Here is a 15922-nt window from a genome sequence, read left to right as displayed (position 1 = left end):
AGGGTATAGAGCGCACACAACAACATCTGAACACCGGACGTCCAGCTGATGCATTCTCGGTCGAGACGTGCCGACGGTGCACTTCTCGACAGCGCGTTCTAACTGCGCGTCGACTGCAGCTTCCGCGCTGATCTTGCGATCACGAATCCTCCGATGCCGACTACACCGAACCAGATGTCGGCGATGATCCCGACTGTCTGCACCTGATCACCTCGTGCGAGCGTGACGACATCGAGCATCAGCGCGGGGACACCGCGAGCCAAAGCCAAGCACGATCCGACCAACATCGCCCACGTCACGCGCCGATGCCACACGGTCGATTCGATGCCGGTTCCGAACCAGGCGAACAGTCCCGCTCCAATGGCGATGATCGCGGTCGCGATGAGGTCGTAGGCGAGGAACACCGGCCGTTCACCGATGGGCGCGATCTCCGCTGGAACACCACCGCGCCAACCGGCAGCCCACGCTACGTGCACAGCGGCAAAGACTGCGCTCGACAGTGCGAGAAGGTACGCGACGGTGCGATGCGCGGCAGGTGGACGCAGTATTCGAGCCATCACTCCATAATGGTCCGACACGACGGTGACGCACATCCGGGAACACCCTGATCTGGCGCGAGCGCGTGCGGCGAGAGGCTATCCGAATGAGGCCAGGAGACTGGAGCGAAGCTCGTATCGACTGATCCACGTCGCCTGAACGGCGTGATATAGATCGGGTTTGCCGCTCCACACCGTCGCAGCCGGAACATTGTCGGAATCGAGTTCGTGGTGCCAGGAGCCGCCGACGCGGTCGATGAAGGAGTCGGCCGCAACGTCCCACCATTCGCCATAGTCGTTGTCGTACCGATCTTCTCCGGTGTGACGCCCCAGTGTCGCGGCGGCGGCGATCGCCTCGCACAGCACCCAGTGCAGGCGCTCGGTCACCACGGGACGTCCGGACCAGTCGGTGGTGTAGACGAACCCCGGGGTCGGGCCGGGTTGCCAGCCATCCAGCGCCGCTCGGTGATACAGAGACTTCGCCGACTCGACATAGTCGTGGCCGTGGGCGCTGGTCGCAACCATGCTGGCCTGCACCAGAAGTCGTGCCCACTCGAATCCGTGACCCACCGTCGCCCCGTACGGCTTGAACTGGTTGGCGGTGTCGTCGCTGTTGTACTCGAGCTGCGGAATCCATTCTGCAGTGAAGTGTTCCGGAATGCGCCAGTCGTTGGCCGCAGCCCACGTACATACGTTGTCGCAGATGCGTACTGCGCGTTCACGCCAGATCGTGGGCGCACCCGCATCGACGGCAGCCAACAGCGCTTCGACCATGTGCATGTTGGCGTTGATTCCGCGGTAGTCGTCGAGTTCGGTCCAGTCGGCATTCCATGTGTCCGCACACATTCCGTAGTTCTCGTCCCAAAAACGTGCGGCCACGATGTCGAGGGCATCGTCGAGAAGACTGCGACCATCAGGGTGCCCCGCGGCGGCGGCAGCCGAAGCGGCCAGCACCACGAACGCATGTGTGTACGCGTTCTTGACAGCATCGGGCGAGGTCGCGTCGGCGCTGGACTCGAACCAGCCGCCGTTCGTGCTGTCCCGCAACGTCGTCAGTAGGCCGTCGAACACTCGATCGGCTTTCCTGCGAGACCCGGGATGCCCCTGGAGCGACGCCAAGAAGTGCACGTGCGCCATCCGTGCGGTGATGTACGTCAGGGCCGGGTGATCGAGATCGGGGTTCCCTCGATTGTCCAACCACACAGCGCCACCGGCAGGGTGCTCGAGCGAGGTTCCGAAATCGAGAAGACGAGACGATTCGGTGTCGAGCCACAGCTGATGCGAGGGAAGGGTCCACCAAGTGCGACGATGTCCGGAGCTCATGTGTTCATTGTGCGCTGTGCTCGATGGACTGGGCCGAAGTCAGCGAGAGACGCTGTAGCGCATGTAGACCCACCCGGAGGCCGCGAACACTCGGTGCTCTTCCAGAGCCAGGTCGAGGTGCTGCCCGACCGGAAAGTAGGGCTTCCCGCCGCCGAGGATGGTCGGCAGGAGGATGACCTCGAATTGATCGATCTCGTCGACCAGCGACTTCGCCAGTGCGGCACCGGCGACGGCTATGGTGCCCTCGGTCTCTCGTTTGATCCGCTGAACCTCCGCGACTGCATCGGCACTGCGCACCAACCGACACCCGTCGGCAACGGAGTCGAGGGTGTCGGAGAAGACCGTGCGCGGCGTGTCTACGTACAGCCGTGCGAACTCCGCCTCGATATCCTCGCCGTCGGCGCGTTCCGGGGCCGTCCAGAAGTCCTCCATGGCCTCGTACATTCGACGGCCGAACAGGAAGGCCGCGGTCTCCTCCGTCTGACGATTGAAGAATCGATGCGTCTCCGCGTCGGGCATGGCGTAATCGAGACTGCCTGCAGAGTCCTCGACGAAGCCATCGAGGGAAACGATCATGTTGTACGTCAGAACGGCCATGTCACTCCTGAGGTCGGGTGGGTTTGTCAGTATCGACCTACGCACCGACGAGAAATCACCGGTCGGCGGGTCAGTCCAGAATGGCCGTCGCCTCGACCTCGACGAGTACGTCGGGCTCGAACAAATAGTCCACTCCGATCAGCGATGCCGGTGGCATCGGAGTCGGCAGTCCGATCTCGTCGGCGACGCGCGTGACGCCGTCCATGAACTCGCCGATCAGCTCGGGAGCCCAACGCGTGACGTAGAACGTCAACCGCAGAACATCCTCGAATGTCGCTCCGGCACCGGTCAATCCGATCGCGGTATTGCGGAGCGCCTGCGCGACCTGCCCGGCCAGGTCGTTCTCGGCGACCGCCGACCCGTCACCGTTCCGTGCAATCTGGCCGCTGACGTGGACATGTCGAGAACCCTGACCCACCGCCACGTGGTGATACGGGGTGGGTTGCATCATGCCGGACGGGGTGAATCGAATGACGCTCAAGGTGTTCCCTTCGTCGTAGAAATTCAGGTATAACGTTGATACCTGGTACACAAAGGGCACTTCAAGGGAACCTGGTTTCATGACCGATACCGCCGACGGCAACGCAGAACTGACGATCACCGCCCCGCATCGTGAACTGCTGGATCAGGTGCTCGACAAATGGTCGCTGCAAGTACTGAACGAATTGTGCGAGCGCCCCTGCCGATTCAACGATCTCCGGCGCGCGATTCCTGAGGTGACTCAAAAGTCGCTCACCACAACTCTGCGTAAGCTCGAACGCAACGGGATCATCGAACGCACGGTTCTGAGCACCCGGCCGGTGGCGGTGGAATATCGAATCACGTCCCTGGGCAAAACGCTTCGGGCTCCCGTCGACGTACTGCTGGCGTGGGCAACCGCGCATATGGACGACATCGAGCGAGCGCGAGACCGATTCGATGCCCTATGACGGCACCGATGACACCTCGGCGCGCTCGGTCAAACGGGTGATGAAGCGCGCGATCTCTGTCGGCTTCTCCTCCGCCATGAAGTGGCCTGCGTCGATGGCCTCGTAGGTCAGATCAGGTGCCCAGGCACCCCAGAGCGCGGCCGCGTCGAAGCCCAGTTGCGAACCCCAGTCCTGAGATATCACCCCTACGGGCATGGCGAGACGCCTGCCGTCGATGCGGTCCTGTAGATCCATCTCGAGGTCGATGCCGGCAGTCGCTCGGTAGTCGGCAACGATGGAGTCGACTGCGGCCACCGAGCTGTCGATGTAGTGCTGACGGACTTCGGCCGAGAACGTCGAGCCGTCGGGGTCCCACGCGTCGAGAAAAGAACCGAAGAATTCGGCAGCAACGGCCCGAATCATCCGCTCCGGCAACCCCGCAGGCTGCGCCATCAAGTACAGGTGCCAGGCCACCTTCGCGTCGATTCCCCGCAGAACTTCCCAGGTATCCGCCGTCGGCAGCACATCCAGGATGCCCAGGTACTGCACCGCCGACGGGTGATCGAGTGCCGCACGAACGCCCACGAGCGCGCCGCGATCGTGGCCCACCAACCCGAACCGCTCGAACCCGAGTGACTGCGTCACCCGCACGACGTCCCTCGCCATGGTGCGCTTCGAATAGGTCGCTGCATCACGCTCGGCCGGCTTCGAGCTGGCGCCGTATCCACGGAGATCGGGCACGACGACGGTGAAGCGGGACGCCAGTTCACGCGCGACATCTCGCCACATGTAGTGGGTCTGCGGAAAGCCATGCAGCAGAACCAGTGCCGGGCCGTTGCCTGCCACGGCGACACTCGATTCGACCTCTTCGTCGACCGCAATCATCGTGTAGTCGAAATCGTCGATCTTCATGTCGGTCATCGTTGCTCCTCGTTCGTTCTGTGATCGGGGTGGCCGGAGAAGATCCCCGGTGGAAGCCGGCGGGTCGTGAGTGCCGAGGCCTTCAAGGCGGGGATGACAACCGAATCGATCAGCGATGCGAGGTAGCTGTCATCGATCGAGAGCCCATTGAGGCGCCGAAGCAGAACCACCGAGCCGACCACTTCCTCGAATGGAAACGGGTCCGCCCCCTCGGGCAGCTCACCGCGGCGTATCGCAGCATCGAGTACCGAATTCGGGAGCCGCGAACCGGTGGGACCGGTCGCTCGCTCGATCTCCTCGCACAGGTCAGGGTCCTCGAGCCCGGCTTGGAGGAGTAGTAACGGCATCGAGCTGTCAGCGGCAGTCATGCTGTGCCGCAGGCGCGCACACAGCGCCAGGAGGTCTCCCCGCAAGGTTCCTGTGTCGATCTCGTCCGAGTCGACGCGCTGCGCCGGACCGGCTTTGACAGCTGCGATAACCATGTCGCGCTTGGTCTTCCAGCGTCGGTACAGAGTCGCTTTCGACGCTCCGGCTCTACGTGCGACCCCCTCGAATGTCACGGCGTCGTAGCCGACTTCACCCAGCAGGCCGATGACTGCGTTCAGAATTTCGGCTTCCCGTTCCACGTCCCGCGGACGCCCTACGGACGTGGACGGCTGCTCACGTTCCTCGTTCCCATTACGATACGGCACGTTTCGTACCGTATCACGTGGCCACTGCTCCCACCTCTTTTAATCAGTTCACGTGCTCCACGACCCGTGAGAGGGTGAACATCCTCATCGACGATCAGAAGGGTCAACCGTGTCTGCCAGCTCGACCGACCGCGCCACGAACGCACCCGAGGTCCTCGCCGCGCTGGCGACAATAGTTCGACCACAACGGATTCTGACTCTCGCGTCCGCAAGCGCCACAATTGCGCTGACGCGGGCGGTCGAATTGTCCGCACCCATGGTCTCTACCCGAATTCGGAGCGTTGTCACCGATCCCAACGATTCGAGCGTCGAAGATTTCGTTCGAGGGAACCAGCCCAAGTTCGATTTCCTCGAACCCATCTCGGGTTCCGTGTTCGACCTACCAGCGAGGCATCTACACGACATCGGTCCGTTCGATCTGGTCTGGATCGGTAGTGATTCTCTGGTGAGAGATGCCCGGTTCCTGCATTGTGTGTGGCCCCACGTCGCGGCAGGCGGAGTTGTCGCTATCGACAATGCGATGCGGCACGCTGACGCGAACCCACTGTGGAACGCCATCCTGCGTTTCGCCGCCGACGACATCGAGACGTTGACGCTACCGGCACTCGGCATGGGCAACGCGACGGCGATCGGCCTCCTCAGGAGACGAACCGAGTCCCTCCGCCCCGTGAATTTCACCGACGAGATGGTTGCCGCAACCGGCGTTCCGGTGCGATTCGAGTCCATCGGCATTCACGACGATCCATCGTTGCTGGATCACGCAACCGGCGTTCTTCACGTTCTCGCGGACGCGGATCTTCGAGCGGTGCTGTTCGCGATCGGCGGTGGAGTCTCGACATTGGGCGCGCTTCGGTCCCACACCTCGCTGGCCGAGCGTGCGCTGAACAAGGCGGTCGCGCGTCTGATCGCCCTGTCGATCGTGTCTCGCACCGACGATGGGCTCGTCATCGACCGGTCGACGTTCGAGAGCTTCCTGCAACTCCCTCGTAGGACTCCCCCACCGACGGAGATGTCTCGATACAGCCGTGATCGACCCGCGTTCCTGAAAGCGATCGCAGACCAGATGAGCGAAACGACTTGGGCCACAGAGCATCACGTCAACGAGCTGTGCAGTCTCTTCGACGACGACTACGCAACACTACGACGCGAGCTCGTCGACACCGGATTCCTCGAGCGAAACAGCACGGGATCGATGTACCGGTCCAGCGGTCGAGCCCACAGTCAGCCGTAGCACCCGCATAGGTCCGAAACGTCCGAGGTCGGGGTACTTCAGGTCCAATAGAGCAGCTGTGCGTCGGGCAGGACCCCGCGAAGCTCGTCGGTGAACCAGCTGCGCATCTCGGCCATCGTGTCCTTGGGATAGACGTACTTCACTCCGCCGAACTTGTTTCTCTTTGCGGTGCGCGCATTTTCGTCCATCTCCAGTTTCGTGCCCGGATACCAGCTCAGCAGCACGTCTTTGCTCGACGGCGTGAACCGATGAGTGATGATTTCGGCGGTCAGATCGAGATCGGGGACATCGCGCAACGCGTCGGCGACATCGGTCAGCAATCGCCCGTACTGCTCCCGCCATTCCGGGATGGGCATGATCGGGGCAATGGTGAGACCGACTCGGTAACCGGTCAGCGCCAACTGCCGCAGTGCCTCGATCCGCGCCGGCATACGTGCGGTTCCACCCTCGAATCGGTGTGCGATGTCATCTGCGTTGACCGACAGTCGAACTCGGGTGCGGCGCCCATGGTCCAGCGTCACCAGCTCGTTGACGTCGTCGAATTTGGTGGTGAAACGCAGCGACACGTCGTCGCCGTACGCACCCGCGCCCACTCTGCGGACGGCCTCCGCAAGGGACCCCGTCACGTGTTCGATCCCCAATGGGTCGGTGTAGCAGGACAACTCGAAGGTGGTGCCCTCGTGGCCCCGCTCCTCGGTGCCGGAGGTGATGGAACCACGGCCCGCATGAGTGCCGATACCGGCCAGGACGTCGTCGAGATTGGCGAACACTCTGGTGATCGGTGGCCCCGACAACGAGCCCGCGAGATAGCAGTACTGGCAGTGCGCCGGGCACCCCTTCGCAAGGTCGATGCGCCAGTCCGCACTGGGCGGAATGGGTTGGGGTTTCATCACACTCGGCGGTGCCACCACCACGGCCATGGTCGTCTTGGCTCGCGCGTAGGTCTCTCGCTCGGACTCACCGCGCAATCCGGTCAAGCGATCGCCCGGGAGGATGTCGATGTCGTCGACCCCGGCCGCCTCGCAACGGCGAAGAATTTCTGCGGTGTGGGGTAACTCGGACGCGGATTTGGTGACCAGGACACGAGAGGGCGTCCAGAGTCGGGTGGGGCCAACCAGAAGATCATCCATTACTTCTCTTCAACGCACCGGCGAGCGCAATGCTTCCCGGTTGCCGCAGCTCAGGCGAGAAATTCAGGAACCCCACGAGTCAGCGGGGATCTTCGCGGGCCGGCCCAACAGATAGCCCTGTCCCTGAACCGAACTCGGCAGTGCGTCGAGTTGGTCGAGAGTCTCGATGCCCTCGACCACACAACCCAGATTCAGATCGCGGGCGAGGTTGATGATCGCCCGAACGATGCTGCTACTCGTCGAATCGCTGGTCATGGTGGCCGTGAACGAACGATCGATCTTCACCGCGCTGACCGGGAGAGTGGCGAGGTACCGCAGGCTCGCGAACCCGGTGCCGAAGTCGTCGATGGCAATTCCAACGCCCAGTGCGCGCAGTTCGCCCAGCTGACGCAGCATCGAGGAACCCGATTCGAGAAGCACCGACTCGGTCAGCTCCAGGACGAGATCCACCGGTGCCATGTCGTGCCGAGCGAGGGCAGCACCCACCGCCGCTGACATGTCGACGTGCTGAGCCTGCCGGGCACTGAAGTTCACCGCGATAGTGACGGGGGCGTCCGACACGGAGGTGGGCGGGTTCGCGAACCGCCACTGCGCGAGAGTTCTGAGCGCATCGTCGAGCACCCGCTCGCCCAGCTCCGAAATGAGCCCGGTGTCCTCTGCCACCGGGATGAATCTGTCGGGCGTGATCTCTGCGCCGCTGTCGTCACGCAAGCGAGCCAGAGCCTCGAAACTCGCGAGCTGCCGGCTCTCGAGATCGTAGACGGGTTGATACGCCACGCTCAAAGTCGCGGCCCCACGTCGTCCGGAATCGAGCGCACTCCGCAGAGTCTGCTCGACGTAGGCACGCTCGAGTGCGTTCGCACGCAACGCGTCGTCGAAGAGTTCGATCCGGTCCTTGCCGAGTTGCTTCGCCCGGTACATCGCGGAGTCGGCGTCCCGCAGCACCTCCTGCGCGCTGGCACCCTGACGAACCAGCACCATCCCGACACTGGCCGACACCACGTACTGACGACCCCGGTGAACGATCGGTGCCGCGAGCACCGTCCGGATTCGCTCGGCGACGCGCTCGGCCAATCCACCGCCCACTCGCTTGCCGAATCCACTTTCGGCGGGCAGCGCTTCGATGACGAGAACGAACTCGTCACCACCCACTCGGGCAATCGAATCATCGGCTCGCAGCACCGAGCGCAAACGTCGAGCAACCTCGACGAGGACCGCGTCACCGGCAGCGTGGCCGCCGGTGTCGTTGACTCGTTTGAACCCGTCCAGATCGCAGAACAGCACCGCAGCCGCAGCCCCCGTACTCGCGCCGCGCTCGATCGCCGAGCCGATTCGGTCCAGCAACATCATCCTGTTGGGGAGACCGGTCAGCGGATCCTGCAGGGCTGCCCGCTCGAGGGCGAGCTCCGCCTCGACGACGTCGGTCACCTCCCGCACGACCGAGAGCACCTCCGCCACCGCACCCGACGGCCCGTGCCGAAACGGCGTGGTGCGTCGTGACAGCCACCGCAGGGTGCCGTCGGACGCCCGTACTCGATACCGAATGCTGACGCTTTCCCCCTCCGGCAGCGATGCCGCTTCCCGGTCCGCGGCGCGAACGACATCGACGTCTTCTTCCACCACCCCGTCCAGTCGATCGTCCCCGTCGGTCGCGTCGTCGGGCCTACCGAGCCCGCTCCACGGCGGCCGATCGTCGTCTACCGACCCATCCGCATTCGGCCCGTCCAGCAGCGACCGAAGGCTGCGAGAAGCCCACGTCACGCGGCCGGTATCGACAGCGGTCACCGTGGTGATGTCCGGTGACGCCGTCAACACAGCGTCACGGAAAGCTCGCGCCTGCTCGAGCTCGGACCTTGCCTCCCGCTCGGCGGTGACGTCCTCGGAGAGCACCATCGCACCGACGATCAAACCTGAATCGTCACGCAGAGGCCTCGCCTGGACCTCGAACGTCGCGCCGGTTCGAGAACCGACCGAGTCGAACGAAGACACGTTGCCCGACAGTGCCGCTCGGTAATGCGGCTCGAGATGAGCAAAGACATCCGGTGGCACGATATCCCGCAACAGCTGCCCCTCCATTCGTCGCGGGTCGTAGCCCTCCGCCAGCAGACCGGCACCCTCGACCAGGACGAACCGCAGATCGCAATCCACGAGCAGCACCGACGTGTGCGGTAGATTCGCCGCCAGTTGCCGATATCGGGCCTCGCTCGCATCGTCGAACATCGCGGGCGAACGGAGCAACGGCCCGTAGAAGCGACGCATCCCCAGGTAGATCACGCCGGCGAGCGCGGTCGACGCCGTCACCGCAACGTCGACGCTTCCTCCCATCGACTCGCGCATCGCGTCGAGCATCCCTGTGTCGGAGCCTGCGGCGAGATGCGAGGCATGGCCGTCGAACCCCGCGAGCAAGTGCACCGCATGAACCAGGTGATGAGCGGCGCAGGTCAGAAAGATCGCTGCCGTCGCCACCGCCAAACGATTGTTTCGGAACTGCCCTGTTCGCAGCAGCCCCCGGACGATGAACAGCACGATCCCCAGATACGCAGCAGCGGTGATTCCGTTGAGAATCACCACCGAAAGCCACCCGCTCACAGTGAACATTCTCCGGAACGGCACCGGGAACACGCACCCCGATGCAACTCGACACGAACGACGGGCACGACGCGACCCCCCCCAGGGTTATGACCCATGGTGCACAGGGGCCGGTCCGGCCGGAGAACTCCAGTCGACCAGCAGCCCAGCGCATTGTTGATCCGCGAAGGCTATCCCAGTCCGATTCGAACCGCTGACGTTCGCGCCGCCCGAATTTGGGTGTCGCTGCGACCATTTCGGATCTACGCATGCCCGACGACGACGACTGGAGCCGATCTCGCCCCTGCGCCCAGTTCCCGCAAACAGTCAGCATCCCTACGATGTCACTGCTTCGGGGTAAGAACCTCTCATGCCCTTCGCCGACGAACTCATCGGACCGGACACAGCCGGCGCGCTGTTTCGCACCGTTCGCACCGCCGCACCGAGCGCTGATCTGTCGTTACTCGATGCCTCGCCAGGTCTTCTGGGGCCGCTCGCGCTCAGAGCGCGCGCAGATCTACTGCGTGACGCACTGCTGACGGGACTGCCTGGCACCTACGTCCAGTTCGCCGGCACCATTCGACGGGCAGCCACGGATCCGGACTTCCAGGGTTGGTTGGTCTGGCCCGTCACGAGCGCTGTTGCATCGAAGGCCGTCGAGGAGAAGACCTCGAGCGCGTTCGACGACGGGATGTCGTTGCTCGCCGAGCTCACCGGCCGACTCAGTTCGGAATTTGCCATCCGCACTTTCCTTCGAGCCGATCTGGATCGCTCTCTCGCCATCGCGCTCGAATGGACGCAATCCTCGGACGAGCACGTGCGCCGTCTGGCATCGGAAGGGACCCGCCCGTACCTTCCGTGGTCGGTTCGGGTCCCCGAGATACTCGAGCGTCCGGGCGTCACGGTGCCGATTCTGGACAGGCTGTACCGAGACGACAGTGAGTACGTTCGACGTTCGGTTGCCAACCATCTCAACGATTTCAGTCGAGACGTCCCGGACATCGTCGTCCAGGCCGCAGCGCGGTGGCTCGACGACCCGGATGCGAACACCGGCCGGCTCGTTCGACACGCGCTTCGGACAGTGATCAAGGACGGAAACACCGATGCGCTTGCTCTACTGGGGTTCGCCCCGGCCGAACTGGACGTGACAGGCCCGGCCCTCGACGTCGCGGAGGTGCCCATCGGGGAAAGCCTGGAATTCAGCGCATCGATCCGCAACCTCGGCCTCGAACCCGCACAGGTCGTGATCGACTACATCGTTCACCACACGAAGGCCAACGGTGGGGTGACCGGAAAGACGTTCAAACTGAAGACAACAACGATCGCGCCCGGTGAGAGCGTCGACGTTCGTCGGAACCATTCGTTCCGGACGTTGACCACACGCAAGTACTACCCCGGCCCGCACGCGATCGAGCTCCAGATCAACGGTGTGAGTTACGGTCGCGCGGAGTTCGAGCTCGTGAGCTAGTTTCGGGTGTGCACGGCGAACACTCCATTGCCACAGTGCCCGCGCGGCTGCCGATCACGCCTGATCGAGAACCTCCGGCGGAACGAGCACGAACTTTCCGACGTGGTCCTTCTCCACGAAGCGCTGCTGCGCCGCCGCGATCTGCTCGAGCGGAAAAGAATCGGCCAGCAACGGCCTAATTTCACCGGCTTCGATGTACGACACGAGGTTCGGGAACACGTCCTCGCCCCACGCTGTACACCCGAGGAGCGTGAGATCGTTCAGATACATCGTCCGTAGATCCAACTCGACGACGGGCCCTGCGATCGCACCCGAGGACACGTAGGTTCCCCCACGAACGAGAAGATCGAGCAACGGACCGAACCCTGTGCCGGCGACGTTGTCGATCACCACATCGACGCTGCGCTTGCCGAGGGTGCCCACCACGTCCACGTCGCGTCCGTATACCTCGTCGACGCCGAGTTCGCGGAGCTGATCGTGCTTGGCAGGGCTCGCGATACCGATCACGCGTGCGCCTCGCCGAGCGGCGAGTTGCACTGCGGCAGAACCGACTCCACCCGACGCGCCGGTTATGAGCACCGTCGACCCTCGACGCACTCCTGCGCGAGCGATCATGTTCTCCGCCGTGCCGTACGCACACGGGATCGTCGCCAGCTCTGCGTCGGCCCACCCACACTCGACCGCGAAGACCTCGCTCGCCGGAACGACGACGAATTGGGCGAACGCGCCGTTCATGTCCGATCCCAACCAGCGCGTCTCGCCCGACGAGAATCCGTCGACACGCATGCACGCTCGAACCAGGACACGGCGACCGACGAGGGACTCGTCGGTCTCGGCGTCCGCACATACGATCCCGCAGCAGTCCGTGCCCTGAATCAGCGGAAACGGTGTCGTGTCGTTCCACCCACCGTCCTGGTACCAGCCCACGCGCGTGTTGATTTCGGTGTTGTTCATCCCTGCTGCCAACACTCGAACGAGCACCTCACCCGGACCCGGCACGGGTCTGGGTACCTCGGAGACGACGAGCTTGTCGTATCCACCGGTGCCGGTCGTGACGATCGCTGTCATAAGACCCCCACCGGCACCGTGTACCTCGTCAGGTCGCATGAGCTGATTTTGCAGGACCGATGCGGCGAACAGGTCGATCCGGCCGGAATCGAACAACAGAAAAGGCCCCCGACATGCTCTTGCATGTCAGAGGCCTTCTGAGTGAGCCGCCTAAGAGAATCGAACTCTTGACCTTTTCATTACGAGTGAAATGCTCTACCGACTGAGCTAAGGCGGCGTGCCTTTCGGCGTTGGTGAGTCTAACGGAGCATCAGGTCGAAACGAAAATCGCCTCCCCCGGCGGTCAGCCTGCGAGGCCGAGGCCTTCCGCCGGTCCGCTGAGGATCGACTTGACGTGCCTGGTCAGGTCGTCGGCGAGCACTTCGGTCTCGCCCGCTTCGACGGCGTCGAGAACCTGGCGCACCACGTCACGTGGGTCGTTCTTCGGGACGTCGAGTTCGGCGATCATGTCGGTGTCGGTATATCCCAGATGGACTCCGACGACCAGCGTCCCCTGCGGGGCCAGCTCGAGCCGCAGCGAGTTGGTCGCCGACCAGATCGCCGCCTTGGATGCCCCGTACGCACCCGCACCGCCCAACCACGACAGCACGGAGTGGATGTCGATCAGTGCTCCGCCGCCGTTGGCTTTCAGGATCGGCGCGAATTCCTGCGCGATCCGCAGGGCCCCGAACACGTTGGTCTCGAACACCGCACGCACGTCGTCGATCGATGTCGTCAGCAACGGTGTTGTTCCGGGAGCGCCCGCGTTGTTGAACACAATCGACACATCGGATGCGATATCACCAAGCGCTGCAATAGAATCCGCGTCGGTGACGTCGAGCACTACCGGGACGATACGAGGATCCGAGTCCTCGCGTGGGTTCCGCGCAGTCGCGTACACCTTCGCTGCCCCACGCTCGAGCAATGCATCGACCGTCGCCTTGCCCAAACCGCGCTGACCGCCGGTCACCAACACTGTTGCTCCCGAAATCGACACCATCGGACTCATCCTTACGACAGAGGTTAAATGCTTTTGACTACGTCAGTAATAGTTGACCGGGACGACATAGTCAAATACTGTTCACTTATGTCACAGTCGCCGACAGAGCGCTTTCACCTCGCACCGGCACCCGACGGCCTGCAGGTGGTTCAGAATCTGTTGAACACGCGAGCTATCGACGTGTACGGACTCCCCGACCTCATCGCCGACGGCGAGGCAGCGTCCACAACCTGGGAAATGCCGCTGTCGGACGACGACGCGACGGCCCTCCGAACGCTGCGAGCGAACGTCGAAGCAGCCCTCGCCGGAGAACTACCGCCGATCCCAGTGGTGAGCGTCGAATTGATACCGGACACCGATGGCATCGTCCGACTCTCGCCCACCGGCAGCGGGGCCCAGTACATCGCGTCGGAGATCTGGTCCGAAGTGCTTCTCGCACAAAAGGCAGACACGTGGCGTCGACTCAAGCGATGCAAGAACGAGTTGTGCGGATCTGCCTTCTACGACCGCTCCCGCAACAACAGTGGCGTCTGGCACGACGTCAAGACCTGCGGCAACGTTGCCAATCTCCGGGCTTCGCGGGCGCGGAAAAAAGCGAAGGACTAACGCAGCACGTCTCCCAGAGTCGCCACCATCGCATAGATCGCGAACTTCGGTTTCGCGTTGACCGCCAACGACTCTCGGCATTCGAGGATCGCCTCGATGCTCTTCAGCAATGCCTCGGGCGAGACGGCTTTCGCCATCCGCTCGACTTGCTCGGCCATGTCGGGGTGCGTTGCCGTCGCGGTCGATCCGTACGAGCGGGCGAGTGCATCTCGATACAGGCCGACGAGATCCATCAATGCCCGATCCAGTGAATCGCGACCGGTTCTGGTGGCGCGAGACTTCTGCCGCTTCTCGAGGTCTTTGAGCACACCGGCAGAACCGCGCAACGCCCCCGCTGCACCCTTGCCGGTTCCGCCCGCGCCCAGAGCCGTTCGCAGTTCCTCGGTCTCGGCCTCATCGCGGGAGGCGCTCATCTCCTTGGCCTCGTCCTCGGCGGCCTTCACCAGCTCCTCGGCCGCGAGGTAGGCCTGATTGGGCCGAGCCGCGGCCGACGCCAGAGCCAGCGCCCGTTTGCGCCGCGCTCGCGCGTCCTCGTCGGTGGCGAGCCGACGCGCTCTGCCCACATGCCCGCCACTGATCGACGCGGCCCACTCGGCCGTCTCGGCGTCGAGCTTGTCGCGGGTCTGCAACACCTGCGCGATCGCGGGCACCGTGGGCGTCACCAACGAGACATGGCGGCATCGCGAGCGCAAGGTCACCGAGATGTCCTGCGGATCGACCGACGGAGCACACAGCAGGAACACCGTCCGCGCCGGCGGCTCCTCGACCACCTTGAGCAGAACGTTTCCGGCACCCTCGGTGAGACGGTCGGCGTCCTCCACCACGACCACCTGCCACAACCCGGTGCTGGGACGACGCGAGGCGATGGACACGATGTCGCGCATCTCCTTGGTGCTGATGCTCAGGCCCTCGGGTACGACGCGTCGCACATCGCCGTGGGTACCGGCCATCGTCGTCGAACACGCCTGACAGTGACCGCATCCTGGAACACCCTCGGTGGTGCACTGCAACGCCGCAGCGAAGCACAGAGCGGCTACGGAGCGCCCCGATCCGGGAGGGCCGGTGAAGAGCCACGAATGCGTCATCGCCGAGGAGTCGACACCGGTACGAGCAGCCACCGCGGCAGCCGTCAGATCGGCCTCGACATCTTCCTGACCGACCAATCGATCGAACACACCCACCATGCCGCCAACCCTAACGGTTGGGTCCGACTACCCCGGCGCGGGCAGGAACGGCTCGAGCGACCGAAGAATCTTCTCGGTCGTCGCGCATGCATCGATCGGTTCCGTGGGCTCGAAGTCGATCTCGAACACATTCAAGCTCACGTTTCCCCCGGACGTCGTGGTCTGTGCATTGCACGACTGACTCTTCCCGTCGTCGTCGAGGGTCGAACCGATTCGAAACACGTCGAAGGTGAAGGCACCCACCTTCTCCGACCGCACGTCCTCCAAGTCCGGAGTCGACTTCGGATCGGAGAAAATCAGGAATTCGGTAACAGACATGGTCACCGACAGCGAGTAGTCCGAACTCGTCCACACACAGACGCCGGATGTGTCGGGTATCCCTGGAGTGAGCGAGTCCTTCAACTCGAGCGCGCCCGTCGGATCCAAGCTCGCGAGCGGCAACGAACACGGATCGAACAGCTCACCTGCCGGGACGTCCGGCCTGGACACCGACGGAGTCACCGAACCCTGCTCGGCTGCCGTCGCTCGGCCCTGGACCACCTGAGAGCAGCCCGTCGACGTGGCAACGACGCATCCGAGGGCTACGAGACCGATCAATCCGCGCTTCACGACGGTTCGACGCATCCCGTCGACCGAATGTTCCCGCCGATCGCCGAACTCGAAGTTACGGCGGCTTTCGGCCGTCTTTCCGTCCACAACTTCGAGCTCGTC

The 15922-nt window shown here is 63.6% G+C and carries 16 protein-coding genes and 1 tRNA gene; 4 read left to right on the top strand and 13 right to left on the bottom strand.

The window, feature by feature from the left end; all coding sequences use genetic code 11:
• Positions 1–98: 98 nt before the first annotated feature.
• The 4 genes from BH93_RS04465 to BH93_RS04450 all read right to left on the bottom strand — a co-directional run bounded on the left by BH93_RS04465 (position 99) and on the right by BH93_RS04450 (position 2907).
• Positions 99–557, bottom strand: coding sequence for a hypothetical protein (locus BH93_RS04465; protein WP_037176047.1), 459 nt, complete (start codon positions 555–557; stop codon positions 99–101).
• Positions 558–635: 78 nt separating this feature from the next.
• Complete coding sequence (locus BH93_RS04460; RefSeq protein ID WP_037176046.1) at positions 636–1859, bottom strand: AGE family epimerase/isomerase; 1224 nt, start codon at positions 1857–1859, stop codon at positions 636–638.
• A 39-nt stretch (positions 1860–1898) separates the two neighbouring features.
• Positions 1899–2456 carry a dihydrofolate reductase family protein gene (locus tag BH93_RS04455; protein WP_037176044.1) on the bottom strand — a complete coding sequence of 186 codons (558 nt, stop codon included), beginning with the start codon at positions 2454–2456 and terminating at the stop codon, positions 1899–1901.
• Between the two features lie 70 nt (positions 2457–2526).
• Positions 2527–2907 carry a RidA family protein gene (locus BH93_RS04450; RefSeq protein ID WP_371832092.1) on the bottom strand — a complete coding sequence of 127 codons (381 nt, stop codon included), beginning with the start codon at positions 2905–2907 and terminating at the stop codon, positions 2527–2529.
• A gap of 109 nt (positions 2908–3016) precedes the next feature.
• Between BH93_RS04450 and BH93_RS04445 the strand changes: the two genes are divergently transcribed.
• Positions 3017–3385, top strand: coding sequence for a winged helix-turn-helix transcriptional regulator (locus BH93_RS04445; RefSeq protein ID WP_037176042.1), 369 nt, complete (start codon positions 3017–3019; stop codon positions 3383–3385).
• Here the strand turns inward: BH93_RS04445 and BH93_RS04440 are convergent.
• Both BH93_RS04440 and BH93_RS04435 read right to left on the bottom strand, forming a co-directional pair.
• The gene (locus tag BH93_RS04440; protein WP_080739172.1) at positions 3380–4285 is read right to left on the bottom strand and encodes an alpha/beta fold hydrolase; all 906 of its coding nucleotides are present in this window, start codon (positions 4283–4285) and stop codon (positions 3380–3382) included. The genes BH93_RS04445 and BH93_RS04440 overlap by 6 nt on opposite strands.
• Positions 4282–4977, bottom strand: coding sequence for a TetR/AcrR family transcriptional regulator (locus BH93_RS04435; protein ID WP_052065543.1), 696 nt, complete (start codon positions 4975–4977; stop codon positions 4282–4284). The genes BH93_RS04440 and BH93_RS04435 overlap by 4 nt, the downstream gene beginning before the upstream one ends.
• Positions 4978–5086: 109 nt before the next feature.
• Here BH93_RS04435 and BH93_RS04430 point away from each other — a divergent pair, with 109 nt between their 5' ends.
• Positions 5087–6208: a DUF2087 domain-containing protein gene (locus tag BH93_RS04430; RefSeq protein WP_037176040.1), complete on the top strand. Its 1122-nt coding sequence runs from the start codon at positions 5087–5089 to the stop codon at positions 6206–6208.
• A 38-nt stretch (positions 6209–6246) separates the two neighbouring features.
• Here the strand turns inward: BH93_RS04430 and BH93_RS04425 are convergent, their stop codons facing one another.
• On the bottom strand, positions 6247–7338 hold the full coding sequence (locus BH93_RS04425) for a spore photoproduct lyase family protein (protein ID WP_037176038.1): 1092 nt from the start codon (positions 7336–7338) through the stop codon (positions 6247–6249).
• Positions 7339–7401: 63 nt separating this feature from the next.
• Positions 7402–9927, bottom strand: coding sequence for a putative bifunctional diguanylate cyclase/phosphodiesterase (locus tag BH93_RS04420; protein WP_165712636.1), 2526 nt, complete (start codon positions 9925–9927; stop codon positions 7402–7404).
• A gap of 349 nt (positions 9928–10276) precedes the next feature.
• Between BH93_RS04420 and BH93_RS04415 the strand changes: the two genes are divergently transcribed.
• Positions 10277–11374, top strand: coding sequence for a DNA alkylation repair protein (locus BH93_RS04415; protein WP_037176036.1), 1098 nt, complete (start codon positions 10277–10279; stop codon positions 11372–11374).
• A gap of 54 nt (positions 11375–11428) precedes the next feature.
• Here the strand turns inward: BH93_RS04415 and BH93_RS04410 are convergent, their stop codons facing one another.
• The 3 genes from BH93_RS04410 to BH93_RS04400 form a co-directional block, all read right to left on the bottom strand.
• A complete protein-coding gene (locus BH93_RS04410; RefSeq protein ID WP_037176922.1) occupies positions 11429–12442 on the bottom strand; it encodes a zinc-binding dehydrogenase in 1014 nt (337 codons plus the stop codon).
• A 144-nt stretch (positions 12443–12586) separates the two neighbouring features.
• Positions 12587–12659: transfer RNA gene (locus tag BH93_RS04405), tRNA-Thr, on the bottom strand.
• Between the two features lie 66 nt (positions 12660–12725).
• Positions 12726–13421 carry an SDR family oxidoreductase gene (locus BH93_RS04400; protein WP_037176035.1) on the bottom strand — a complete coding sequence of 232 codons (696 nt, stop codon included), beginning with the start codon at positions 13419–13421 and terminating at the stop codon, positions 12726–12728.
• A gap of 87 nt (positions 13422–13508) precedes the next feature.
• Between BH93_RS04400 and BH93_RS04395 the strand changes: the two genes are divergently transcribed.
• Positions 13509–14027 (top strand): CGNR zinc finger domain-containing protein, encoded by a 519-nt coding sequence (locus BH93_RS04395; RefSeq protein ID WP_037176033.1) that lies wholly within the window; start codon positions 13509–13511, stop codon positions 14025–14027.
• Here the strand turns inward: BH93_RS04395 and BH93_RS04390 are convergent.
• Together BH93_RS04390 and BH93_RS04385 are read right to left on the bottom strand one after the other, a co-directional pair.
• The gene (locus tag BH93_RS04390) at positions 14024–15211 is read right to left on the bottom strand and encodes a DNA polymerase III subunit delta' (RefSeq protein WP_037176031.1); all 1188 of its coding nucleotides are present in this window, start codon (positions 15209–15211) and stop codon (positions 14024–14026) included. The two genes, BH93_RS04395 and BH93_RS04390, sit on opposite strands and share 4 nt — an antisense overlap.
• Before the next feature lie 27 nt (positions 15212–15238).
• The gene (locus tag BH93_RS04385; protein ID WP_037176029.1) at positions 15239–15907 is read right to left on the bottom strand and encodes a DUF3558 family protein; all 669 of its coding nucleotides are present in this window, start codon (positions 15905–15907) and stop codon (positions 15239–15241) included.
• Positions 15908–15922: the final 15 nt, after the last annotated feature.

This window comes from Rhodococcoides fascians A25f, assembly GCF_000760935.2.
Classification (GTDB): Bacteria; Actinomycetota; Actinomycetes; order Mycobacteriales; family Mycobacteriaceae; genus Rhodococcoides.
Note: the sequence above shows the minus strand (reverse complement) of the source record. Positions and strands in the feature narration are given on the sequence as shown.